Source organism: Celeribacter sp. (assembly GCF_048270365.1).
In the GTDB taxonomy this organism is placed as follows: domain Bacteria; phylum Pseudomonadota; class Alphaproteobacteria; order Rhodobacterales; family Rhodobacteraceae; genus Celeribacter.
Map to the genome: position 1 here is coordinate 95,700 of NZ_JBLWTA010000001.1, position 19,983 is coordinate 115,682.

Annotated in this window: 22 protein-coding genes and 1 tRNA gene; 10 read left to right on the forward strand and 13 right to left on the reverse strand. The window is 60.5% G+C overall.

What is annotated here, in order from left to right:
• Window positions 1-56: 56 nt before the first annotated feature.
• The 7 genes from ACN0X0_RS00410 to ACN0X0_RS00440 form a co-directional block, all read right to left on the reverse strand.
• Window positions 57-677: a DUF4167 domain-containing protein gene (locus ACN0X0_RS00410; RefSeq protein ID WP_417277548.1), complete on the reverse strand. Its 621-nt coding sequence runs from the start codon at window positions 675-677 to the stop codon at window positions 57-59.
• Window positions 678-1,053: 376 nt separating this feature from the next.
• On the reverse strand, window positions 1,054-1,908 hold the full coding sequence (gene prmC, locus ACN0X0_RS00415; protein ID WP_417277549.1) for a peptide chain release factor N(5)-glutamine methyltransferase: 855 nt from the start codon (window positions 1,906-1,908) through the stop codon (window positions 1,054-1,056).
• Window positions 1,905-2,954 carry a peptide chain release factor 1 gene (gene prfA, locus ACN0X0_RS00420; protein WP_417277550.1) on the reverse strand — a complete coding sequence of 350 codons (1,050 nt, stop codon included), beginning with the start codon at window positions 2,952-2,954 and terminating at the stop codon, window positions 1,905-1,907. Before prfA ends, prmC begins: the two co-directional genes overlap by 4 nt.
• A gap of 46 nt (window positions 2,955-3,000) precedes the next feature.
• Entirely contained in the window at window positions 3,001-3,423 is a 423-nt protein-coding gene (locus ACN0X0_RS00425) for a DUF1499 domain-containing protein (protein WP_417277551.1), read from the reverse strand.
• 10 nt (window positions 3,424-3,433) lie between these two features.
• Window positions 3,434-4,396: an agmatinase gene (gene speB / locus ACN0X0_RS00430; protein WP_417277552.1), complete on the reverse strand. Its 963-nt coding sequence runs from the start codon at window positions 4,394-4,396 to the stop codon at window positions 3,434-3,436.
• 173 nt (window positions 4,397-4,569) lie between these two features.
• The gene (locus ACN0X0_RS00435) at window positions 4,570-5,163 is read right to left on the reverse strand and encodes an outer membrane beta-barrel protein (protein WP_226550927.1); all 594 of its coding nucleotides are present in this window, start codon (window positions 5,161-5,163) and stop codon (window positions 4,570-4,572) included.
• A 205-nt stretch (window positions 5,164-5,368) separates the two neighbouring features.
• Window positions 5,369-7,198 (reverse strand): ABC-F family ATP-binding cassette domain-containing protein, encoded by a 1,830-nt coding sequence (locus tag ACN0X0_RS00440; protein WP_417277553.1) that lies wholly within the window; start codon window positions 7,196-7,198, stop codon window positions 5,369-5,371.
• A gap of 109 nt (window positions 7,199-7,307) precedes the next feature.
• Between ACN0X0_RS00440 and ACN0X0_RS00445 the strand changes: the two genes are divergently transcribed.
• A complete protein-coding gene (locus ACN0X0_RS00445) occupies window positions 7,308-7,949 on the forward strand; it encodes a LysE family translocator (protein WP_417277554.1) in 642 nt (213 codons plus the stop codon).
• Between the two features lie 3 nt (window positions 7,950-7,952).
• Here ACN0X0_RS00445 and ACN0X0_RS00450 read toward each other — a convergent pair whose 3' ends face one another.
• A complete protein-coding gene (locus ACN0X0_RS00450) occupies window positions 7,953-8,705 on the reverse strand; it encodes a GNAT family N-acetyltransferase (protein ID WP_417277555.1) in 753 nt (250 codons plus the stop codon).
• Window positions 8,706-8,841: 136 nt separating this feature from the next.
• Between ACN0X0_RS00450 and msrB the strand changes: the two genes are divergently transcribed.
• On the forward strand, window positions 8,842-9,252 hold the full coding sequence (gene msrB, locus ACN0X0_RS00455) for a peptide-methionine (R)-S-oxide reductase MsrB (protein WP_417261509.1): 411 nt from the start codon (window positions 8,842-8,844) through the stop codon (window positions 9,250-9,252).
• An 83-nt stretch (window positions 9,253-9,335) separates the two neighbouring features.
• Here msrB and ACN0X0_RS00460 read toward each other — a convergent pair whose 3' ends face one another.
• Window positions 9,336-9,824: an outer membrane protein assembly factor BamE gene (locus ACN0X0_RS00460; RefSeq protein ID WP_417277556.1), complete on the reverse strand. Its 489-nt coding sequence runs from the start codon at window positions 9,822-9,824 to the stop codon at window positions 9,336-9,338.
• Window positions 9,825-9,903: 79 nt separating this feature from the next.
• Here ACN0X0_RS00460 and ACN0X0_RS00465 point away from each other — a divergent pair, with 79 nt between their 5' ends.
• The 8 genes from ACN0X0_RS00465 (at window position 9,904) to ACN0X0_RS00500 (ending at window position 16,330) form a co-directional block, all read left to right on the forward strand.
• The gene (locus ACN0X0_RS00465) at window positions 9,904-10,467 is read left to right on the forward strand and encodes a YceD family protein (RefSeq protein WP_417261507.1); all 564 of its coding nucleotides are present in this window, start codon (window positions 9,904-9,906) and stop codon (window positions 10,465-10,467) included.
• 332 nt (window positions 10,468-10,799) lie between these two features.
• The gene (gene rpmF, locus ACN0X0_RS00470) at window positions 10,800-11,006 is read left to right on the forward strand and encodes a 50S ribosomal protein L32 (protein WP_226550917.1); all 207 of its coding nucleotides are present in this window, start codon (window positions 10,800-10,802) and stop codon (window positions 11,004-11,006) included.
• A 25-nt stretch (window positions 11,007-11,031) separates the two neighbouring features.
• Window positions 11,032-12,168, forward strand: coding sequence for a phosphate acyltransferase PlsX (plsX, locus tag ACN0X0_RS00475; protein ID WP_417277557.1), 1,137 nt, complete (start codon window positions 11,032-11,034; stop codon window positions 12,166-12,168).
• 20 nt (window positions 12,169-12,188) lie between these two features.
• Window positions 12,189-13,163 carry a beta-ketoacyl-ACP synthase III gene (locus ACN0X0_RS00480; RefSeq protein WP_417277558.1) on the forward strand — a complete coding sequence of 325 codons (975 nt, stop codon included), beginning with the start codon at window positions 12,189-12,191 and terminating at the stop codon, window positions 13,161-13,163.
• Window positions 13,164-13,280: 117 nt separating this feature from the next.
• The gene (gene ihfA, locus ACN0X0_RS00485; protein ID WP_167600471.1) at window positions 13,281-13,580 is read left to right on the forward strand and encodes an integration host factor subunit alpha; all 300 of its coding nucleotides are present in this window, start codon (window positions 13,281-13,283) and stop codon (window positions 13,578-13,580) included.
• A gap of 27 nt (window positions 13,581-13,607) precedes the next feature.
• Window positions 13,608-14,960 (forward strand): MerR family transcriptional regulator, encoded by a 1,353-nt coding sequence (locus ACN0X0_RS00490; protein WP_417277559.1) that lies wholly within the window; start codon window positions 13,608-13,610, stop codon window positions 14,958-14,960.
• A gap of 108 nt (window positions 14,961-15,068) precedes the next feature.
• Window positions 15,069-15,145: transfer RNA gene (locus tag ACN0X0_RS00495), tRNA-Pro, on the forward strand.
• Window positions 15,146-15,259: 114 nt separating this feature from the next.
• Window positions 15,260-16,330: a 2'-deoxycytidine 5'-triphosphate deaminase gene (locus ACN0X0_RS00500; RefSeq protein WP_417277560.1), complete on the forward strand. Its 1,071-nt coding sequence runs from the start codon at window positions 15,260-15,262 to the stop codon at window positions 16,328-16,330.
• Window positions 16,331-16,356: 26 nt separating this feature from the next.
• Here the strand turns inward: ACN0X0_RS00500 and ACN0X0_RS00505 are convergent, their stop codons facing one another.
• The 4 genes from ACN0X0_RS00505 to ACN0X0_RS00520 form a co-directional block, all read right to left on the reverse strand.
• Complete coding sequence (locus tag ACN0X0_RS00505) at window positions 16,357-17,784, reverse strand: GGDEF domain-containing protein (protein WP_417277561.1); 1,428 nt, start codon at window positions 17,782-17,784, stop codon at window positions 16,357-16,359.
• Window positions 17,785-18,153: 369 nt separating this feature from the next.
• A complete protein-coding gene (locus ACN0X0_RS00510) occupies window positions 18,154-18,411 on the reverse strand; it encodes a hypothetical protein (RefSeq protein WP_417277562.1) in 258 nt (85 codons plus the stop codon).
• A gap of 130 nt (window positions 18,412-18,541) precedes the next feature.
• Complete coding sequence (scpB, locus tag ACN0X0_RS00515; protein WP_417277563.1) at window positions 18,542-19,186, reverse strand: SMC-Scp complex subunit ScpB; 645 nt, start codon at window positions 19,184-19,186, stop codon at window positions 18,542-18,544.
• A gap of 1 nt (window position 19,187) precedes the next feature.
• The gene (locus tag ACN0X0_RS00520) at window positions 19,188-19,979 is read right to left on the reverse strand and encodes a segregation and condensation protein A (RefSeq protein ID WP_417277564.1); all 792 of its coding nucleotides are present in this window, start codon (window positions 19,977-19,979) and stop codon (window positions 19,188-19,190) included.
• Between the last annotated feature and the right edge of the window lie 4 nt (window positions 19,980-19,983).

Consider the following 19,983-nt stretch of genomic DNA (forward strand, 5'->3'; position numbering starts at 1 on the left):
TCCCTCAAAAGAAAAACCCCCGCCGAGGCGAGGGTTTTGGGAATGTGTTCTCTGCCTTACTCGGCGGCGTCTGGTGCGGCCTCGGGCGCCGGTTGCGGTGCCTCAGACGAGGCTTCTTCTGCCGCTTTCGCCGCCGCTTCCGCATCCTTTTCCGCTTTGGTCTTGCGCGGCTTGCGCGGCGCGCGCGGTTTTTTCGGCTTCGGTGCCTCGGCCGCCTCTTTCGGGGCCTCTTCCGGCGTCTCTACGAGACCGGTGTCGCCATCGTCCGCCTTGGTGTCCACAAAGACCAGATCGGGTTGATCGCCTTCGCCAGCTTGCGGTTGTGTGGCCTGATGGTCGTCGCGTTTGCGCTGACGCTCGGCGCGCTCAGATTCCTGACGTTCACGACGCTCGGCCTGATCGCGCTCTTGCTGCTCGCGCTGCGCTTCTTGTTCTTTTTGGGCCTGGCCCAGAAGGCGAAGATAATGCTCCGCGTGCTGTTGAAAGTTCTCAGCAGCCACGCGGTCGTTGCCAAGCTGGGCATCGCGGGCAAGCTGATTGTATTTCTCGATGATCTGCTGTGGCGTGCCGCGCACCTTGCCTTCGGGGCCGGAGCTGTCGAAGACGCGGTTGACGATATTGCCAACGGAACGGCTGCGGTTGTTCTTGGACCGCGAACGGTTTTTAGAAGATCTCATATGTTGTTCTTTCGAGCCTATATCTCGGTAAGTCGAGCCTGTTGCCGGATTCTTGGACCGGCTTGTCCTGGAACTGGCTTGTCTGTCCTTGTTGATCCGCACTTCATGTTGTGGTCTGCGCTCCCCGAAATGAGAGCCCTCAACGTCAAAGCTGTGCAGGGTAACAGCGTTGGGGAGTGTCCTCCGCCTTACGCTGTCCCCAGTAACCATGTACATCCGCGCATTACAAGAGGTTTTTGCACATGGGCTGCGCCAAATTGAACCGTTTTGCCCGGATTTTGCCGATACGGGAAAAGGTATCGCTAACAGGCACTCTAACGCATAAGCCTTACCAAATCCCTTATCGGACTAGAGGTGGCCACATTATTTTCCTGCATCATTTTCCCAAATTGCGCGGATGCGGATTCGGCGTCTGCGCCACGACCACTCGGTCACGCCCATCGAGATCGGCGATGACGCGCACGGCCTTGAGGCCCTGAGCCAAAAACAGGTCGGATACGGCGGCACCCTGCGTCGGGCCGATCTCCACCATGATCCGCCCACGCGGCGCCAAATGCGCCCGAGCGCCCGCGGCAATCGCGCGGTAACACATCAGCCCATCGGCCTCGTCCGTGAGCGCCATGCGCGGCTCATGCGCAAGCTCCGGCGAGAGCCCCGCCATCTCATCGGCGGCGATATAAGGCGGGTTGGAGACGATGAGGTCAAACTGGCCCTCAATGCCGTCCCACCAATCGGCCTGATGAAACCGCGCGCGCGTGGCGAGGCCAAGTGCCTCCGCGTTGCGCTTTGCGACCGTCAACGCAGCCTCGGAAAGATCCGTCGCAAGACCTTTCGCCAAAACCTGTTCCGCCAGCAATGTCAAAAGGATAGCGCCTGATCCTGCGCCAAGATCCAAGACGGAGGCAAAGGGTTTAGAGAGCGCTTCCGAGATCAGGATTTCCGTCTCAGGGCGCGGGTCCAACACGTCGGAAGACACCAAAAACCGCCGCCCGTAGAAGTCGCGATAGCCCAAGATATGCGAGACCGGTTCACGGCTCAGACGGCGGGCAATGGCGGCCTCAAAAGCCACTTTGTGATCCACTGAAATCTCATCCGGCATCACGAGCGTCAGCCGCCCCGGCTCCATGCCCAACACATGCGCCATCAAGAGCCGCGCGTCGCGGGGCGCGCCGTCGATCCCGGCCTCCGAGAGGCGCTTGGTGCCTGCGATGAGCGCCGCCTGAACCGTCACCCTTCCATCTCCGCCAAAAGCGCCGATTGATGGTCGGAAATCAGCGCGTCGATCACCTCATCGAGGTCCCCCTGCATCACCTGATCGAGCTTGTAGAGCGTCAGGTTGATGCGGTGATCCGTCATGCGGCCTTGCGGAAAATTATAGGTGCGGATGCGTTCCGAGCGATCGCCCGAGCCGACCTGGGATTTCCGGTCCGCGGAACGCGCATCATGCAATTTTTGCCGCTCCGCATCATAAAGCCGGGCTTTGAGCACATTCATCGCGATCTCGCGGTTGCGGTGCTGGGATTTCTCCGAAGAGGTCACAACGATTCCCGTGGGAATATGGGTGATCCGCACCGCCGAATCCGTGGTGTTGACGTGCTGGCCGCCCGCGCCGGAGCTGCGCATCGTGTCGATACGGATGTCATTGGCGTTGATCTCGATGTCCACATCCTGCGCCTCGGGCAGCACGGCGACGGTGGCCGCAGAGGTGTGGATGCGCCCGCCGCTCTCGGTCTCCGGCACACGTTGCACCCGGTGCACGCCACTCTCGAATTTCATCCGGGCAAAGACGCCCTCGCCTTTGATATTGGCCACGACCTCTTTGACACCGCCCAACTCGCCCTCGGAGAGCTCGATGAGCTCGAACTGCCAGCCCTTGGCCTCGCTATAGCGTTGATACATCCGCAAAAGATCGCCCGCGAACAACCCCGCCTCGTCGCCGCCGGTGCCGGGGCGAATTTCGATGATCGCGGAGCCGGTGTCGGCAGCATCTTTCGGCAAAAGCGCGATCTGAAGCGCCTCTTCGGCCTCGGGCAGCGCGGCTTTGAGACCGGGCAGTTCCTCTTCGGCCAAGGCCTTCATCTCCGGGTCCGCGAGCATCTCTTCGGCCTCTAAAATCTGGGCGCGCAGGCTTTGGTAGCCCCGGATTTGTTCCACGACGGGGCGCAACTCGGCATATTCGCGCCCCAAGGCGACAATATCGCCTGACCCCTGAGACATGGAGGCCTCAAGGAATTCAAAACGCTGAAGGATTTGGTATAGGCGATCTTCTGGTATCATGGCGTGATCTGTTGCCCGCGATCCGGGCCAGCGTCAAGAGACATCGCTAAAACCCGGCGGCCTCGATCCACGCCTCCGCGCGCCGTCCGTTGACGCCCATATCGGATTTTCCGAAACGCAGACGGGCGAGGATCACCACTTCGGCACCGCTGTCATGCGGGCGCGCGGCGATGGTGGTGAAATCGGGGAATCCCCAAAAGGCGGTGCGGGTGCGATAGGTCAGACGCCCCTCTTCGACCCATCCGGCGATGTGACGCGTGCGCGGTTCAGTCTCGGCGATGGCCGCCAACCGGGTGAGCGCCTCTTCGGGGTCCATTGGCACGGTCAACAGGCGTTTGACACCCCCCGGCGCGGGATCGGCGGCGGCGAAGGGATCGACATGCCAGCGCGACGGATCGGTGGGCGCCAGACGGATCAGCGCCTGCAACGCCGCAAATGCAATGATGATCCCCCAGAAAACCATTCTCATGCGTCCTCTCTCATGATGTGCGGCGTGTCCAGCCATAGAGCGCGATGATCTCCATCAGCACATGCGCGCCCGCGATGGCTGTGGCTCCGGTGGTGTCATAGGGCGGAGAGACCTCGACGACATCACCGCCGGTGAGGTTCACCCCCACCAGATCGCGCAGGATCGCGGCGGCCTGCCATGAGGCCAGCCCACCCCAGACCGGCGTGCCGGTGCCGGGGGCGAAGGCCGGGTCGAGACAGTCGATGTCGAAGGTCAGATAGCAAGGCCGCTCACCGACGATCTTTTTGACCTCCGCGGCCACCCATCCGGCGCCGCGTTCGTGCACGGTGCGCGCGTCGATGATATTGACGCCCATCGTGTCCGGGTTGTCGGTGCGAATGCCGATCTGAACCGAGGTTTTCGGATCGATGAGGCCGGTCTTCACCGCCTTGTAAAACATGGTCCCGTGGTCGATCCGGGTCAGGTCATCATCTTGCCAAGTGTCGGAATGCGCATCGAAGTGAATGAGGCTCAGAGGGCCAAACTTCTCGGCATGCGCTTTCAGGATCGGGTAGCTGATATAGTGATCGCCACCCATCACAAGGCTTCCGGCGCCTGCGGCCAGAATCGTGCGGATATGATCGGTCAAACGGTCGGGAAATTCGGAGACCATGGCATAATCAAAGGCCAGATCGCCATAATCCACCACATTGAACGCATCAAACGGCGAATAACCCCAGCCGTAAGGCGCATCAAAGGCCTGCAAAGCGGACGCCTCACGGATCGCGCGCGGGCCAAGGCGGGTGCCGGGACGGTTGGTCACGGCTTGGTCAAAAGGCACGCCGGTGATCGCCAGATCAACACCACTCAGATCTTTGGTATAACGTCGACGAAAGGCCGAGAGCGCGCCGCCAAAGGCGTTCTCAAAGGCCAGCCCCCGCCCAGTGCCCGTAAAGGCCAGATCAATCTGCGTTTTTGCATCTTCCAGCGCCATCACTGCACCCTTTTGTCTGTCCTGCGCCAGTGTAGCTATCGTATCCGGCTTGGCAATCGCATCCCGGAGTTTAGAGACAAAAAAGCCCCCCGCAAATCTGCGAGGGGCCGTGGCGGTTCTTGTGTGTGGGGGGGAACCGAACCGCCTGTAAAGATCAGCTCAGGTGAGCCGGATCAGAATTTGAACGACACACGGGCGCCCAAAGTGGTGGCCGAAAGATCCGTGCCGCTGTTGTCGAATTCGTCGAATTCGTTCTGCAAAAGCTCGGCACCGACGTTGATGCTGTCGGTCACGGCATAGTCCACACCGATACCGTAGGTGTAGCCGGTGTCGTTGTAGGACTGGCCACCGATGTCGGCATTGGCATAGGCCGCACCGACCACACCGTAGATCAGAGCCGGACCGGCGTCGTAACCGGCGCGCAGTTTCAGACGGGTCAGGTCATCGAGGTTGGCGGTGTCATTTTCGATCTCGGAGCCGAGATATTCCAATTCGCCGCCGAGCACGAACTGACCGAAGTCGTAGTTGTAGCCGCCGAAGATACCGTAGGTCATGTCGTCCGCGTCATCGAGCGCGTCGTCACCCCAGCCGTAACCAAGCGACGCACCGGCGTAGCCACCGGTCCAGTCGGAGCCGGACACCGGCACGACGGGTGCAGGCGCGATGGTCGGCTGTTCGATCACCGGCTCGGAATAGCCACCAGCAAAAGCCGGGGCGGACAGGGCCAGGGCGCTCAGGACCAGCACGGGGGTTGCGATACGTTTCATATTATTCTCCTTTTCTGCCTCGTTCGTGAGGTGATGTCTTGATCGACATCTCAACCGAAGAGATAGCGAAGTTGTTCCGAGAAAATAGGGGGTCCGAGATCACGCCAGCGTGAGGAAACCGTGAAGTACCATAAATCGGAAAAATGCCGCTCATTGCCGGGAGGGAACCGGCAAAAAGCAGCTTATTTCATAAAATTTAAATAGGTCAGGCGCCGGAATTCTTTTCTTCGAGCGTAAGCCATTCTTCCTCGGCGGCCTCCAAGACAGACTGACGTTCTGTCAACATATCGGTGGCCTTCTGGAACTTCACAGGCTCGCGGGTGAAAAGCTCCGGATCGGACAAAAGCTCGCCCAATTTAGCGATCTCCGCCTCCAGCCGCTCCATCTCCGCAGGCAGAGCTTCGAGACGGTGTTTTTCCGTGAACGACAGCTTGGATTTCGCCGCGGGCTTAGGTTCTGGTGCGACAGGTGCCGCCGGTTTCTCGGCCGGCTTTTGAGCCGATTTCGCAGCCGATGCAGCAGGTTTCTCACCGCGCTGCGCGCGGTAGTCGGACCAGCCGCCCGCATAGACGACAGCCTCGCCATCGCCCTCCATCGCCACCGTTTGCGTCGCCACACGGTCGATGAAATCGCGGTCGTGGGAGACCAAAAGCACGGTGCCTTCGAAATCCGTCAGCAGCTCCTGCAACAGGTCCAAAGTCTCGATGTCGAGATCGTTGGTCGGTTCGTCAAGCACCAAAAGGTTCGAGGGTTTCGCCATGATCTTGGCCAGCAAAAGCCGCGCCTTTTCGCCGCCCGACAGGGACGCCACGGGGGCGCGCGCCTGCGCATCGGTGAAGAGGAATTCCTTGAGATAGCCGACCACATGTTTCGGCGTGCCACGCACCATGACCTGATCGGCCTTGCCCGACACCCGCATGTCCTTGTCAGAGGTCATCGCCTCCCAAAGCGTCAGATCATTGCGCAGGTTGGACCGCGTCTGATCGAACACCGCCATTTCGAGTTTCGTGCCCAGTTTGACGGTGCCGCTGTCGGGCTCCATCTCGCCGGTGAGCATTTTCAACAGGGTGGTCTTCCCTGCCCCGTTCGGGCCAACAAAGGCGATCCGATCGCCGCGCGCCACTTTGATCGAGAGATCACGGACGATGATCTTATCCTCGAACCTCTTCGAAATGTGATCGGCCTCGACAACGCGCTTGCCGGATTTCTCGGCGACATCCAACTCCATCGCCGCCGTGCCCTGACGCTTGATCTGGCTCGAACGTTCGGCACGCAGGTCCTGAAGCGCGCGCACTCGGCCCTGATTGCGTTTGCGCCGGGCAGAGATGCCTTCGACCGCCCAACGCGCCTCGGCCTTGATCTTGCGGTCCAACTTGTGGCGCTGCATGTCCTCGTCGTCCCAGATCTTGTCGCGCCAGGTCTCGAAGGCTTCGAATCCTTCCTCCTGACGCCGCACCTGCCCACGGTCGATCCAAAGCGTCGCGCGGGTGAGGTGATTGAGGAACGCCCGGTCGTGGGAGATCAGCACATAGGCGGTTTTCGTCGTACGCAGCTCTTCTTCGAGCCAGGCGATGGCCTCGATGTCCAAATGGTTGGTCGGCTCATCGAGCAACATCAACCCCGGCCCCTCGGCCAGAAGTTTCGCCAAAGCCGCCCGGCGCCGTTCGCCGCCCGAGGCAGTTTCCACCGGCGTCTCCGGGTTAAATTTAAGCCCCTCGGCGACCATATCGACCTTATAGGATTCGCTTGGATCCAGTTCGGAGGCGGCAAAGTCGCCCAAGGTGGCAAAGCCCGACAGATCCGGGTCCTGTTCCATATAGCCGACCGTGATCCCCGGCCCCAACACGCGGGCGCCGCGGTCGGCCTCGACGAGACCGGCCATGACTTTCATCAGCGTGGATTTGCCGGAGCCATTGCGGCCCACAAGAGCGACGCGGTCGCCCTCCTGGACCACGAGGTTCAGACCATCGAATACGGGATCGCCCCCAAAGGTGAGGGAAATGTCGGAGAGCTGTAAAACGGGTGCGCGTGCCATGCCGCCTGCGCTACTGTGAAGCGCGGGAAAGGTCAATATCAACTGCTGTGACACAGGCTGTCACAAAAGCTGATTTGGGCTTTAACTGTCCCGTGGCTAACCTTTCCGCATGTTCGAGTATACCCTCCTCCACTGGACCACCTTCTTCTCCGCAGCCCTCGTGTTGAACCTCGCACCGGGGCCGGATTTTGCCTTTATCCTAGGCCAGACCTTTCGCGGCGGACGCCGCGCGGGCTTTGTCGCCATGTTCGGCATCTGGACCGGCGCCATGGTGCATGTGCTGATGGCGGCGCTCGGGCTGTCGGCGATCCTCATGACCTCGGCCACCGCCTTTTCCATCGTCAAATGGGTGGGCGCGGCATATCTTTTGTGGCTCGGGGTGTCCGCGCTGCGTGCGAAAAGCGCGAGTTTCCTGCCTGATCGCAATGAGGCGGGCCCAAGTTTCCCGGCCGCGACGATCTTTCGCCAAGGCATGTTGACCAACATCCTGAACCCGAAAGTCGCGCTGTTTTTCCTGGCCTTCCTGCCGCAATTCGTGGTCGAGGGCGCGGGGCCGATCTCGGCGCAGCTGTTTTTGCACGGCGTCCTGATCATCTGCATCGCCGCCTTCATCGAACCGCCGCTCATTTTGATGGCGGATCGTCTTGGACAGACCCTGCGGCGCAGCAAACGACTGGCGTTGTGGATGGAGCGCTCCGTGGGCGCGATTTTTATCGCGCTTGGGCTGCGACTGGCACTGGATAAGCGCTGACTCTTACCCAGCCACCGCGCGCAACAATTTCTTGCGCGCGGGCGGGATGGATTTGATCTCCACGCCCGTAAACACATGCATCGTGTTCAGATCGGGGTCCACCACCGCGTGATCCGACACCCAGCCGCCCATCATCAGATAGGTCTTGAGCAGCGGCGGCATTTTCAGCATCGCGCGCCGTGCATCCGGTTTGCGACGCAGACGGGCGGCGAATTTGAACACATTCGGCGCCTTCACCTTGGGCAGGAATCGTTTCGGGCCAAGGTGACGGTGTTTGAGCATCGCCAAAGCGTCCGCGTGCTCTTTCCATTCCGTGCCGTGAAACGACGAACAGCCGAACAACAGATCGACCCCCTGCTCGTCCACATAGCGCGTCATCGCGCCCCAAGCGACGCGCAGGATGTCCGGGTCACGCGCCTCGGGATGGATGCAAAACCGCCCCATCTCCAACATCCGGCCTTCGTATTCCGCCAACCCATCGAGGCCGTAGAACTGCGCCGCATAGCTCTGCGCGATCTGGGCGCCACCGTCGAGGTCCAGAAACCGATAGGTGCAGACAAGCCGCCCAGATTTGCGCTCTTCGATCAAGACATGACGGCAGAGCGCATCAAAATCATCGGCCTCAAGCCCGTCTTCGCGCGCCATGGCGCCTGTGCCCGCCACGAACGCCAGATACCGCAACCGCTGCGCCGCCTCGATGTCGCGGCGCTCTTCGGCAAAACGCACCGTGTAACGGCCTTTCAAAAGCTTGAACATCGCCCGGATCCTTCCGCTTGTCCTAAATAGACTATGGGGTCGCCCCACCATGGCTACAAGAGATGACGGTTTTTTGACGGCTTGCCCTAAGCTATTCCCCGCCTATGTTTGGCACAGCACAAAAAGGACTTTCGCCATGGCCAAAATCGAAAAAACAGACGCCGAATGGCGCGAAGAACTGGACCCGGAAACCTTCCGCGTCACCCGCCAAGCGGGCACCGAGCGCCCGTTTTCGCATCCTGGATTCCCGAAAACCCCCGGCGTTTTCACCTGCGCCTGCTGCGGCGCTGAATTGTTCCAACAAGACAATAAATTCGAATCGCATTGCGGCTGGCCGTCCTTTGACGCCACTAAAGCGGGCGCGCCCGTGGCCGAGACCCGCGACATTTCGCACGGCATGGTCCGCACCGAGGTCCATTGCGACGATTGCGGCGCGCATCTGGGCCATGTCTTCCCCGACGGTCCGCGCGAGACCACCGGCATGCGCTATTGCATCAACGGCGTCTCAATCCGTTTTCAACCGGATGACGGCGCGGTCGAGACCTGACGCCCCACTTTTCCGTGGTTCAAATACTCACAAAAAAGCCGCCTCATAAGGGCGGCTTTTCATATTCGACGCTGTGGCCAGACTTACTGCAACAACTGCTCGGCAGAGACGTTGCCCAAGTTGCCAAAGAGCTGTTGCAGGAAGGTGATGCCCTGCACGCCGCCGTCCGTCACACGACGCGACAGCACGACAACGCGGCCCTGTTCCAACCCGAAACGTTCGACATTGCTCACCCGGCCCCGCGCATCGAAAGAAATCGCCACCACCTGGCGGTCCACTTCCTTCGGCTCGAAGGCGCCCAAATGACGGAATTGTGAGCGCACATAGTACCAGGCGGCACCGTCCAGAATGCCCTCGGCACCCGGCGCGCCGATCTCTTCGGCCAGCGTCTCCTTGGTGTCGACACCCACGTTGATCTGCGCCAGTTGGGCATCAGAGGGCACATAGCCATGATTGCGGAACTGCGCGACACAGGCCGTCAAAGAGAACACGAGCACCAGCCCAAGCACAGCCTTCATCAGAATGCCAAGCCCGGAAGATGCGGGTTTTTGCGGGAAAATGCGGTCGGACATGTGCCCCCTCTTGCCTTGTGCGCGTACGCCTCTTATCCGCTTATAGAAACAGTGCCCGACGTTCAAGGAGACATCGACTATGGGACATGACGGTTTGACCAGCTGGGGGGTGGAATTGCGCTTGCGCGATCTCTCCGACGCCCATGCGCATCCGTTTCGGCTCAAACCCACTTCCGAAGATCTGGAGGAAATGGCCGCCACGTTAGGCCTCTCTTCGGTCAAGAAAGTCAGTTTCGAAGGCAAGATGGTGCCGGTCGGCAAACGCGACTGGCGGCTCGAGGGCGTCTTGGGCGCCACGGTGGTGCAGCCCTGCGTGGCCACTTTGGCACCGGTGACGACCCGCATCGACGCGGAAGTCACCCGCACCTATCTGGCTGAGCTCAAGGAAGAGACGACCTCAGAGGAAGAGGTGGAAATTCCGGAGGACGAGACGACAGAGCCCCTGCCCGTCTCTCTTTTGCTGTCCGCTGTGGCCGAAGAGGCGCTGGCGCTGGCCGCGCCGGATTATCCGCGCGTTGAAGGCGCCGAGCTGGCCGTCACGCAATTTACCGAATCTGGCAAAGAGGCGATGAGCGATGACGATGCCAAACCTTTCGCCAGCCTGAAAGCTCTGCGCGACAAACTCGGGAAAGACGGCGAATAAGCCCCTGAGAGGCCGCGAAATGAACCGAAACAGGCGGGAAAACAGGCGTTAACCCTCTGAAAACACAGGCGCGAACAAAAGACTTGCAAGATAGCGGAAACCGAGTATGTTCCCGGCCTCGCTTCCATGCATGTTTTCGCGCCTGATGCAGACAGGATCCGCAGTTTCGAGGCCATGGTACAAACCATGGTTTACACGCTGCTCACGAAGGCCTATGAAGCGCCAAAGTTTTGCCGGGCAAGAGGTCCGGAGATGAATTGGGGCACCTGCCCCGCCCACCTGTGGCATAAGTCCGACCCGGTCTTCTGCCCTATAGATACCGAGGTTGAGACATGGCTGTCCCTCAGAATAAAGTCACCCGCTCCAAGCGGAACATGCGCCGCGCTCACGACTCCCTGGTCGCTGGCAACCCGGCAGAATGCCCGAACTGTGGCGAGCTGAAACGCCCCCACCACGTGTGCGGCGCCTGCGGCCACTACGATGACCGTGAAGTCATCGCTCAGGCCGACGAAGTCGATCTCGACGAAGACGCAGCATAAGCATCCTCTTTTTGACGTCTGACGCATGACCTCTTCTCAACCTTCCGTTGACCCGCTGTCTGCCGCCCCTGCGGAGACCGAGGCCCAACACAAAGGTCGCTTAGGGGCGCGCGCAGGCGTGAAAGTGACGCTTTCGGTCGACGCCATGGGCGGCGATCGTGGACCGGCGACTGTTGTCGCCGGTATTGCGCGTTCTGCCTCCAAGAATCCTGCGCTGGATTTCATCCTCCACGGCCCTGCTGCGGAGTTGGAAAAGCTGGTGCGCAAGCGCCGCGTGCTGCGGGACCGCGTTGAAATTCGCGATGTGCCGGGCGTCGTCACCATGGACGAAAAGCCCAGCCAAGCCATGCGCCGTACCGACACCTCGATGCGCTCGGCCATCGATGCGGTGAAAGACGGCACGGCTCAGGCCTGTGTCTCTTGTGGCAATACCGGCGCCTTGATGGCCACCTCGATGATCCGCCTGCGCAAGCTCGACGGTATCAACCGGCCCGCCATCGCCTGCCTCTGGCCCTCGCGCAACGATCAGGGCTTCAACGTCATGTTGGACGTGGGTGCCGACATCCGCGCCGATGCACGTGACCTGCTGCAATACGCCATGATGGGCGCCTCTTACGCGCGCAACGGGCTTGGCCTCGACGTGCCGCGTGTCGGGCTTTTGAACGTCGGGACCGAAGAGCACAAAGGCCGTGCGGAGCTTAAAGAGGCCAACGATCTGATCGCCAATGCGGCCCAGATCGGCGGTTATGATTTCAAGGGCTTCGTGGAAGGCGGCGACATCCCCGGCGACCGGGTCGATGTGATCGTCACCGATGGGTTCACCGGCAATATCGCGCTGAAAACCGGAGAAGGCACCGCGAAACTCGTGGGCGACTTCCTCAAAGAAGCCTTCAAAGCCACGCCTTTGTCGCGCATTGCCGCCCTTTTGGCGCTCACCTCACTCAAACGCCTGCAAAAACGAATCGACCCGCGCCGTGTGAACGGTGGCGTGTTCCTTGGCCTCAAGGGCACCGTGGTCAAATCGCACGGCTCGGCCGACGCGACCGGTGTTTCCGCCGCCATCAAACTGGCCTATGAACTGGCCTCCACCGGGTTCACCGAACGTTTGGCCGCACGGGTTGCATCCGCCGACGCCTCGGCGCAAAATGACCCAACGTCATAAATAACAAAAGGCTCAAAGCCATGACAATCCGGGCAGTCGTCACCGGCGTGGGTCACTACCTCCCCGCACGCGTGGTCGAAAACGCAGAGTTCGAACAAACCCTCGACACCACGGACGAATGGATTCGCACCCGCTCCGGCATCGAACGCCGTCATTTCGCGGCAGAGGGCGAGACCACCTCGATGCTCGGCGCCGCTGCCGCTCGGGCCGCTCTGGAAAACGCTGGGCTGGACGCCTCCGAGATTGACGCCGTGATCGTCGCCACCTCGACGCCCGATCTGACCTTCCCTTCTGTCGCCACGATGATCCAGAACGAGCTGGGCATGAACTGTGGCTTTGCCTTTGACGTTCAGGCCGTCTGTGCCGGGTTCATCTACGCGCTCTCCAATGCCAATGCCCAGATCGTCTCCGGTCAGGCGAAAAAGGTGCTGGTGATCGGCGCGGAGACCTTCAGCCGCATCATGGATTGGGAAGACCGCGCCACCTGCGTGCTGTTCGGTGATGGCGCAGGCGCTTTGGTGCTCGAAGCCCAAGAGAGCGCAGGCACCCCCGAAGATCGCGGCATTCTCGCGGTCGATCTGAATTCCGACGGCCAGTATAAAGACATGCTCTATGTCGATGGCGGCGTGTCCACCACCGGCACCTCGGGCAAACTGCGGATGCAGGGCAATGCGCTGTTCCGTCAGGCCGTGCAAAAACTCGCCTCCACCGCCGAAACCGCGATTGAGAAGGCCGGGCTCAGCTCCGACGACATCGACTGGATCGTGCCACATCAGGCCAATATCCGCATCATCGAGGGCACTGCGAAGAAACTCGGCCATTCGATGGATCAAGTCGTCGTCACCGTACAGGATCACGGCAACACCTCCGCCGCGTCCATCCCCTTGGCCATGTCCGTGGGCGTTGCGCGCGGCCAGATCAAGAAAGGCGATCTTTGCGTCGCCGAAGCGATCGGTGGCGGTCTGGCTTGGGGCGCGGTGGTCCTGCGCTGGTAATCGGACGGCCCTCGCAAGAGAATTCCTGCCTCAAGACCTCGGCCCAAGTCATTGATATTGACGGAGGCTTGGCAAACTGCCACTGTCGCTCCAACCTATAGAAACAGGGGGAGAGATATGAGCAAGACTTTGACACGTATGGACCTGAGCGAAGCCGTGTTTCGCGAGGTCGGCCTGAGCCGCAATGAATCCGCCACGCTGGTCGAAAGCGTTCTGGCCCATATTTCCGACGCGTTGGTCGAGGGCGAAACCGTCAAGATTTCCTCCTTCGGGACCTTCTCTGTGCGCGCCAAATCCGAACGTGTGGGCCGCAACCCGAAGACCGGCGACGAGGCCCCGATCCCGGCGCGGCGCGTGCTGACCTTCCGCCCATCTCACCTGATGAAAGATCGGGTTGCTGACGGCAACAAAGCGTAAGAAAAACATCTAAGGCCTTGATGAGACATGGATAAATCACCGGACGCCTTCCGCACAATCAGCGAGGTTGCCGATTGGCTCGACACGCCTGCGCATGTACTGCGCTTTTGGGAGAGCCGGTTTACCCAGGTCAAACCGGTCAAACGCGCCGGCGGGCGACGGTATTACCGCCCCGCCGATATGGCGCTTTTGGGTGGCATCAAAAAGCTGTTGCACGATGACGGCATGACCATTCGCGGCGTGCAGAAACTTCTGCGCGAACATGGCGTCAAATATGTCGCCTCGCTGTCGCCGATCATCGATGGCGTGGCCCCAGTCACCGCCCCCGCGCCAGTCGATACACCGATTCCCTCAGCCCCGGTTCCGCCCGCCCCGATGGCCGAAATGGTGCCGCAAGACGATACGCCGCTGGGGTATGGAGCAGAAAGCGCACCCCCGCCGGAAACGGTTGTGCCCTTTGCACGCCCAGATGTCCGGTCCGAGGCCACGCCTTTGTCTGAACCAGTGTCTGAGCCGGCAGTCGCCGAGGTGCCCCCTGAGGCGCCTGCGCCACGCGAGCCCGTCGAAGAGATCGCGGCAGACTTCGCTAAAGATGGTGGCCTCTCGACAGAGCGCTTTGCGCCCCATGGCTTTGAACCGCCCGCGCATGTTCAGGAAGACAGTGTTGATCTGCCAGACGTGGCTTTGGATATCCCGGAGGCTCCGCTCTCCGATTTTGCCGACAGCTATGCCGCTGCGGCCCCCGACACCGAAGATCAGCCGCAGCCGGATCTGATCCCTGTGTCCGATCCAGTGGCTGATCCGGTAGCGGAAGCCCTCTTTGAGATGACCGCCACGCCGGACCCCACGGCCCCAGAACCACCAAAAGACGCCTTGCCCGGTCAGGCCGCCTTCGATTTCGACATGGCGCCCCCCGCGAGGGATGTGGAGGAAGAGGTAGAGGACCTGCCGCCGATTGCCGCCGAAGAGGGTCATTTCGCCACGGAGCTTCGGCCAGTTGAGGCCGAATTGCCCCCTGCTGCGGATGTCCCCGAAGCGCCGTTTGTCGATGTGCCAGAGCCAATGTTCGACGCAGCTCCTGCGGAGATCGCGCCTGTTGAGATCGCAGAGGACATCACGCCGCCAAATCTTTCGGCCGATCTTCCGACCGATCTGCCACCTGAGCCTGAGGCCGCATATGGTGAGACCGTGACCCAAGCGACCCCGCTTGGCGCAGGCCTGGATCTGCCTGAGGACCTCGACGATCGCGCAGCGGGGATCACGCCGCCGTCCGGGGTGCTTGGCCAGCTCAATCACCGACATCTCACCGCCCTGCCCGCGCAAGAGCTGCACGCGTTGATCGCCCGGATCGAAACGCTGCGGGATCGTCTGGCGAGTTGACGGCGCAAAGGGGGAAGGACGCCGGATCGGGGATTTCCAAATTCATCGCAGAATTTGCTAAAATAGCCCTTGCCCCCAGCAAGGAAATCACTATTTAGGTCTCCACGTCGGGCTATAGCGCAGCCTGGTAGCGCGTCCGTCTGGGGGACGGAAGGTCGCAGGTTCGAGTCCTGCTAGCCCGACCAGTATACACTCAAAACCGCTCGCAACCCTCTGGGCTTGCGGGCGGTTTTGCGTTATGCCAAATGCCAAACCGGATGCCGGAAGAACAAGCCTGAAAGATGGGTGGAGGGACGATTATGGGTGTATTGGCGGATCATGCCATTCGCGAGATGCTGGCGCGCGGCGAGATTTCCGCCGCCCCCGAGGTGATCGACGCGCAAGTCCAACCTGCCTCCTTGGACCTGCGTCTGGGCACGCGGGCTTGGCGCGTGCGGGCCTCGTTTCTGGCGGGCGCGGGCCGAAGCGTCAAAGAGCGTCTCGAAGAATTCGAAATGCATCAAATCGACCTCTCTGAGGGCGCCGTTCTGGAAAAAGGCTGCGTCTATGTCGTGCCTTTGATGGAAAGCCTGTCCCTGCCCGAGGGCATCCAAGCGGTCGCCAACGCCAAAAGCTCGACCGGGCGGCTGGACCTGTTGACCCGCCTGATCACCGACGAGGGCGAAGAATTCGACCGCATCGCGCCCGGATATAGCGGGCCGCTTTATGCCGAAATTTGCCCCCGCTCCTTCTCAGTGCTGGTGCGTCCGGGGATGCGGCTCAATCAGGTGCGGTTCCGCGCCGGTCAGGCGCAGCTGAGCGACGCCGAACTCACCGCACTTCATCAAGACAGCCCGCTGGTGGACGGTCCCGCCGTGATTGATCAGGGGCTTGGATTTTCCGTCGATCTTGAACCGGCGGAGGGCAATCTCGTTGGCTACCGGGCCAAGCCGCACACGGGTGTGATCGATTTGGACAACATCGGGCATTACGACCCGGCGGACTATTGGGAGCCGATCTATTCCAAGAACGGCCAGATCATCCTCGACCCCGGCGCCTTCTACATTCTCGTGAGCCGCGAAGCCGTGCATATCCCGCCGGATTACGCCGCCGAAATGGCGCCCTACCTTGCTATGGTTGGCGAATTCCGGGTGCATTACGCGGGCTTTTTCGATCCGGGGTTCGGAAATGTGGACGCGGGCGGCGCAGGTGCGCGTGGCGTGTTGGAAGTGCGCTGCCACGAGGCGCCCTTTGTCTTGGAACATGGGCAAATCGTCGGGCGTCTGGTCTATGAGCGAATGCAAAGCCGCCCGGAACGGCTTTACGGCGCGGATCTTGCGTCGAATTATCAGGGTCAGGGCCTGAAGCTTTCGAAACATTTCCGAAGCTGATCCGTCCCCCTTTTATCCGTCCCCCTTTAATGCAACGCCGATGCTTTCGGCCGATAGTCCGTAATCGTTTTCGACTGTGCCCCACCTCCGGGCGCGTTGTGACACAACACCCGGTTGCGGCCCTGTGACTTGGCGGCATAAAGCGCCGTATCGGCCTTTTGGATCGCTTGCTCGAGGCTTTCCGAACCATCGGCCGCATAGATCGCCGCCCCGATCGATAGGGTCACCGGTTCCTTCTGGCCGTCTTTTTCCCAATAAACATGAGAGGCCACCGCCGCCCGCAGCACCTGCGCCATAGTCATGGTCTGCTCAAGATTGGCGCCCGGCAACAAGATAAGAAACTCCTCACCGCCCCAGCGCGCCACAAGATCAGAAGGACGCAACTTGCTCTGAAGCTTTTTGCCCAGTTCACTGAGCACGCTGTCCCCCACAATATGGCCGACCGTATCGTTCACCCGTTTGAAATGGTCGATATCCGCCAAAAGAACGCCGACGGTTTCCATATTGCCGCCAGCAACCGTGTGGTTGTCGATATAGGCCCGCACGGCACGGCGGTTCAAAAGTCCCGTCAAAGGATCTTGACGCGCCTGCCTGCGCATTTCGCGCGACAGGCTCCGACGTTCGCGTTCGATCCGTTCAAAGATCGGCCCCGCCGCCAAGAGGATCACCAGAGACAGCCAGAACACAGCCGCCAAAAGCGCGCCGGACATGCCCGTGTCATCCGATCTGTGAAACACGGTGCCCAAGAAGAAGACCCCCACGGTCGCCGCCGCCGCCTGACGGCGCGCCATACGGCCCCAAGGCGTCTCGCTCAGAAATGGCCGCAAAAGCGGGGTTCGGAAGAAAACGAAAAGCTGCGACAGCCCCACGAGGCATAGCAAAACAAGGGTCGGAGGCGACATCTCGCCATACCCACCGGGCATACCAAAGAAATAGGAAAACATCGCGTGGCTGACCGGGACAAGGCCCAGAACCGTCACCACAAAAGCCGCCGTCGAGTTGCGCGGCCGGATCAAGGCCCCAAGGGTGAACAGCCCCAATGCCAGCGCCGTATTGGCCCCCATGGAGAGCGGCACCGGAGCTGCATCGCGATAAAGAGACATCGTGACATGTGAGAGTGGCGCGGTGTTCAGCAGGAAAATTTCCGCCAAACGCATGAGGCAGATCGTCAAGACCACCATGAAAAGCACACGCCGCCACCAAGTTTGAACCTTGAACGGGCTGCGCCGGAGAATGGCAATGCTGAAAAGGCACACCGAAAGAACGCTCAGCGGATGCGGGCCATTGCCCTTGGACAGAAAGATCGCTGGCACGTGACCGGACAGCTCACTCAAGGCGATGAGAAGCGCAATCGAAAGAGCCGACAGAGCCAACAGGGACTGAACATACAAGAGAAAAAGCGCAGGCCGAAAGCCCGTCACGCGCTGTCCCATATTGGTGGGCAACACTGTCACGGTGTCTCTCCTTTGCTCTCCTTGCAGCGTGTCACGATCCTACCTCCTAACATGGCAGTCTCATCCTAACATGGCAGTCTCATCGGCCCTGTGGCGCCTCCCTCAATAGGGGGAGAACCGCAACTGAGCCGCATCTTCATAGTCCATTGGGCCTTTTATCGATGACATATATTTTCTGGGAGTGTCTGATCAAAACAGTTAAAAAAAACTGAAGACTTATAAAAACTTTGCGTGAAAATTCATATCTCTTTCATAACGCTTACTTTTTAATTCCCCACTTTCAGAACCTGTGCTCGACGCAAAGCGTGGCCAAGCCCTTTTCCGGCCCGGTCATCGCGCTGTCTTTTCCACGAAATTCAGGAAAGTGGCTTAAAACTTGCCGATACGGCGGCCCATGCGCGCGAATTTGCGGGCATTCTTGGCGGCTTTCTTACCCTGAGCGGCCATACGGGCCTGATCCTGGTTCTGCTGACGCTGCTCTTCTTCGCTGAGCAGGTCCGCGTCAGAGGGTTTGCGCCGCTTGGCCAAGGCCGAAGACCCCGCATCGATCCCGGCATTCACCCCCTTGTTGACGAGGGTGCGGATCACGCGGTTGATGACCATATTGATCACTCTGTCCAAATTCATATCGCATCGCCTTTTGGCTCGTGTGGTGCGCGGAACGCGTTATTTTCTGATCTTTTACAGCAGATAAGCAAGAAATGCGCCCTTTCCACGTCGGAAAAATGAAAACGTGGTGCACACATCCTTGTGAAAATCAGGCTTCATCCTCGAACAGATCGTCCTGATCGTCATCCTCATCGCGCTCGTCCAACCCCGGCATCGGACGGCTTTCCAACAGACCCGCGGCCCGCAGTTCCTTGACCCCCGGCAGATCGCGCGCGCTCTCAAGGCCGAAGTGATCGAGAAATTGCGAGGTCACCACATAGGTCACGGGCCGCCCCGGGCTCATGCGGCGGCGCCCGAACCGGATCCATTCCAGCTCCATGAGCTGATCCAAAGTGCCGCGGGACACGGAAACGCCACGGATTTCCTCGATCTCGGCGCGGGTGCAGGGTTGGTGATAGGAGACAATCGCCAGCGTCTCGATCGCGGCACGGCTGAGTTTTCGGGTCTCAACCGTTTCTTTTTGCATCAAAAATCCAAGGTCCGGCGCGGTGCGAATGGCCCAATTGTCACCCACACGCACCACCCGCACGCCACGCCCCTCATAGCGTTTCTGCAATTGCTCCAGCGCCGCTTTCGGCTCACAGCCATGCGGCATCCGGACGGCGAGATCGGTGAGGCTCACCGGATCGGCGGAGGCGAAAAGCACCGCTTCGACCATGCGTTCCTGCTCCGCCAAAGGCGGGGCCTCGAACAGGCTTTCTTCTTGTGCAGCCTCTGCCTGATCGTCCGACATCTTATCTCCGTCTCGCTTTGATCTGAATGGGCGCGAATGTGCCGCCCTGACGCAATTCGATCTGGCCCTGTTTCGCCAGCTCCAAAGAGGCCGCGAATGTCGCCGCCGTCGCCGAGCGCCGTTTCTTCGGGTCCAATTCCCAGCCCTCGGGCAGATAGGACGACAGGTCCGCCCATTCGACCGCAAAAGGAATAAGCCCCCGCAACCGTTCCAAGGCCTGTTCCATCGACAGGATCGCCTCGCGGTCCAAGACGAAAGGCCGGAATTCGTCCTTGGTCCGTACGCGCGCGTAGGCCTGCATCAAATCCAAAAGCGTCGCCGTATAGGTCACATTGCGCAGGCGCTGGACCTCTTCGGGGATACCGCGCACGAAAAAATCGCGGCCCTTCTGGTCGCGCGCCATGAGTTTCGCGGCGGCGTCGCGCATCGCCTCGAGACGTTGCAACTGAAAGGCCAGATGCGCGGCCAGCTCTTCGCCCGAGGGGCCCTCATCCGTGGGATCGGGCGGTAGGAGAAGCCGCGATTTCAGGAACGCCAGCCACGCCGCCATCACCAGATAATCGGCGGCCAGTTCGATCCTGAGTTCCTTGGCCTTCTCGACGAAGAGCAGATATTGCTGCGCCAAATGCAGGATCGAGATTTTCATCAAATCGACCTTCTGCGTGCGCGACAATTGCAGGAGCAAATCTAAAGGCCCTTCGAACCCATCGACATCGACGATCAAAGCCTCCGCGGCGAGACGTTCCTCGACGCTGAGAATATCGCTGAGATCGAACTGGTCGTTGTCGGCCATTTGC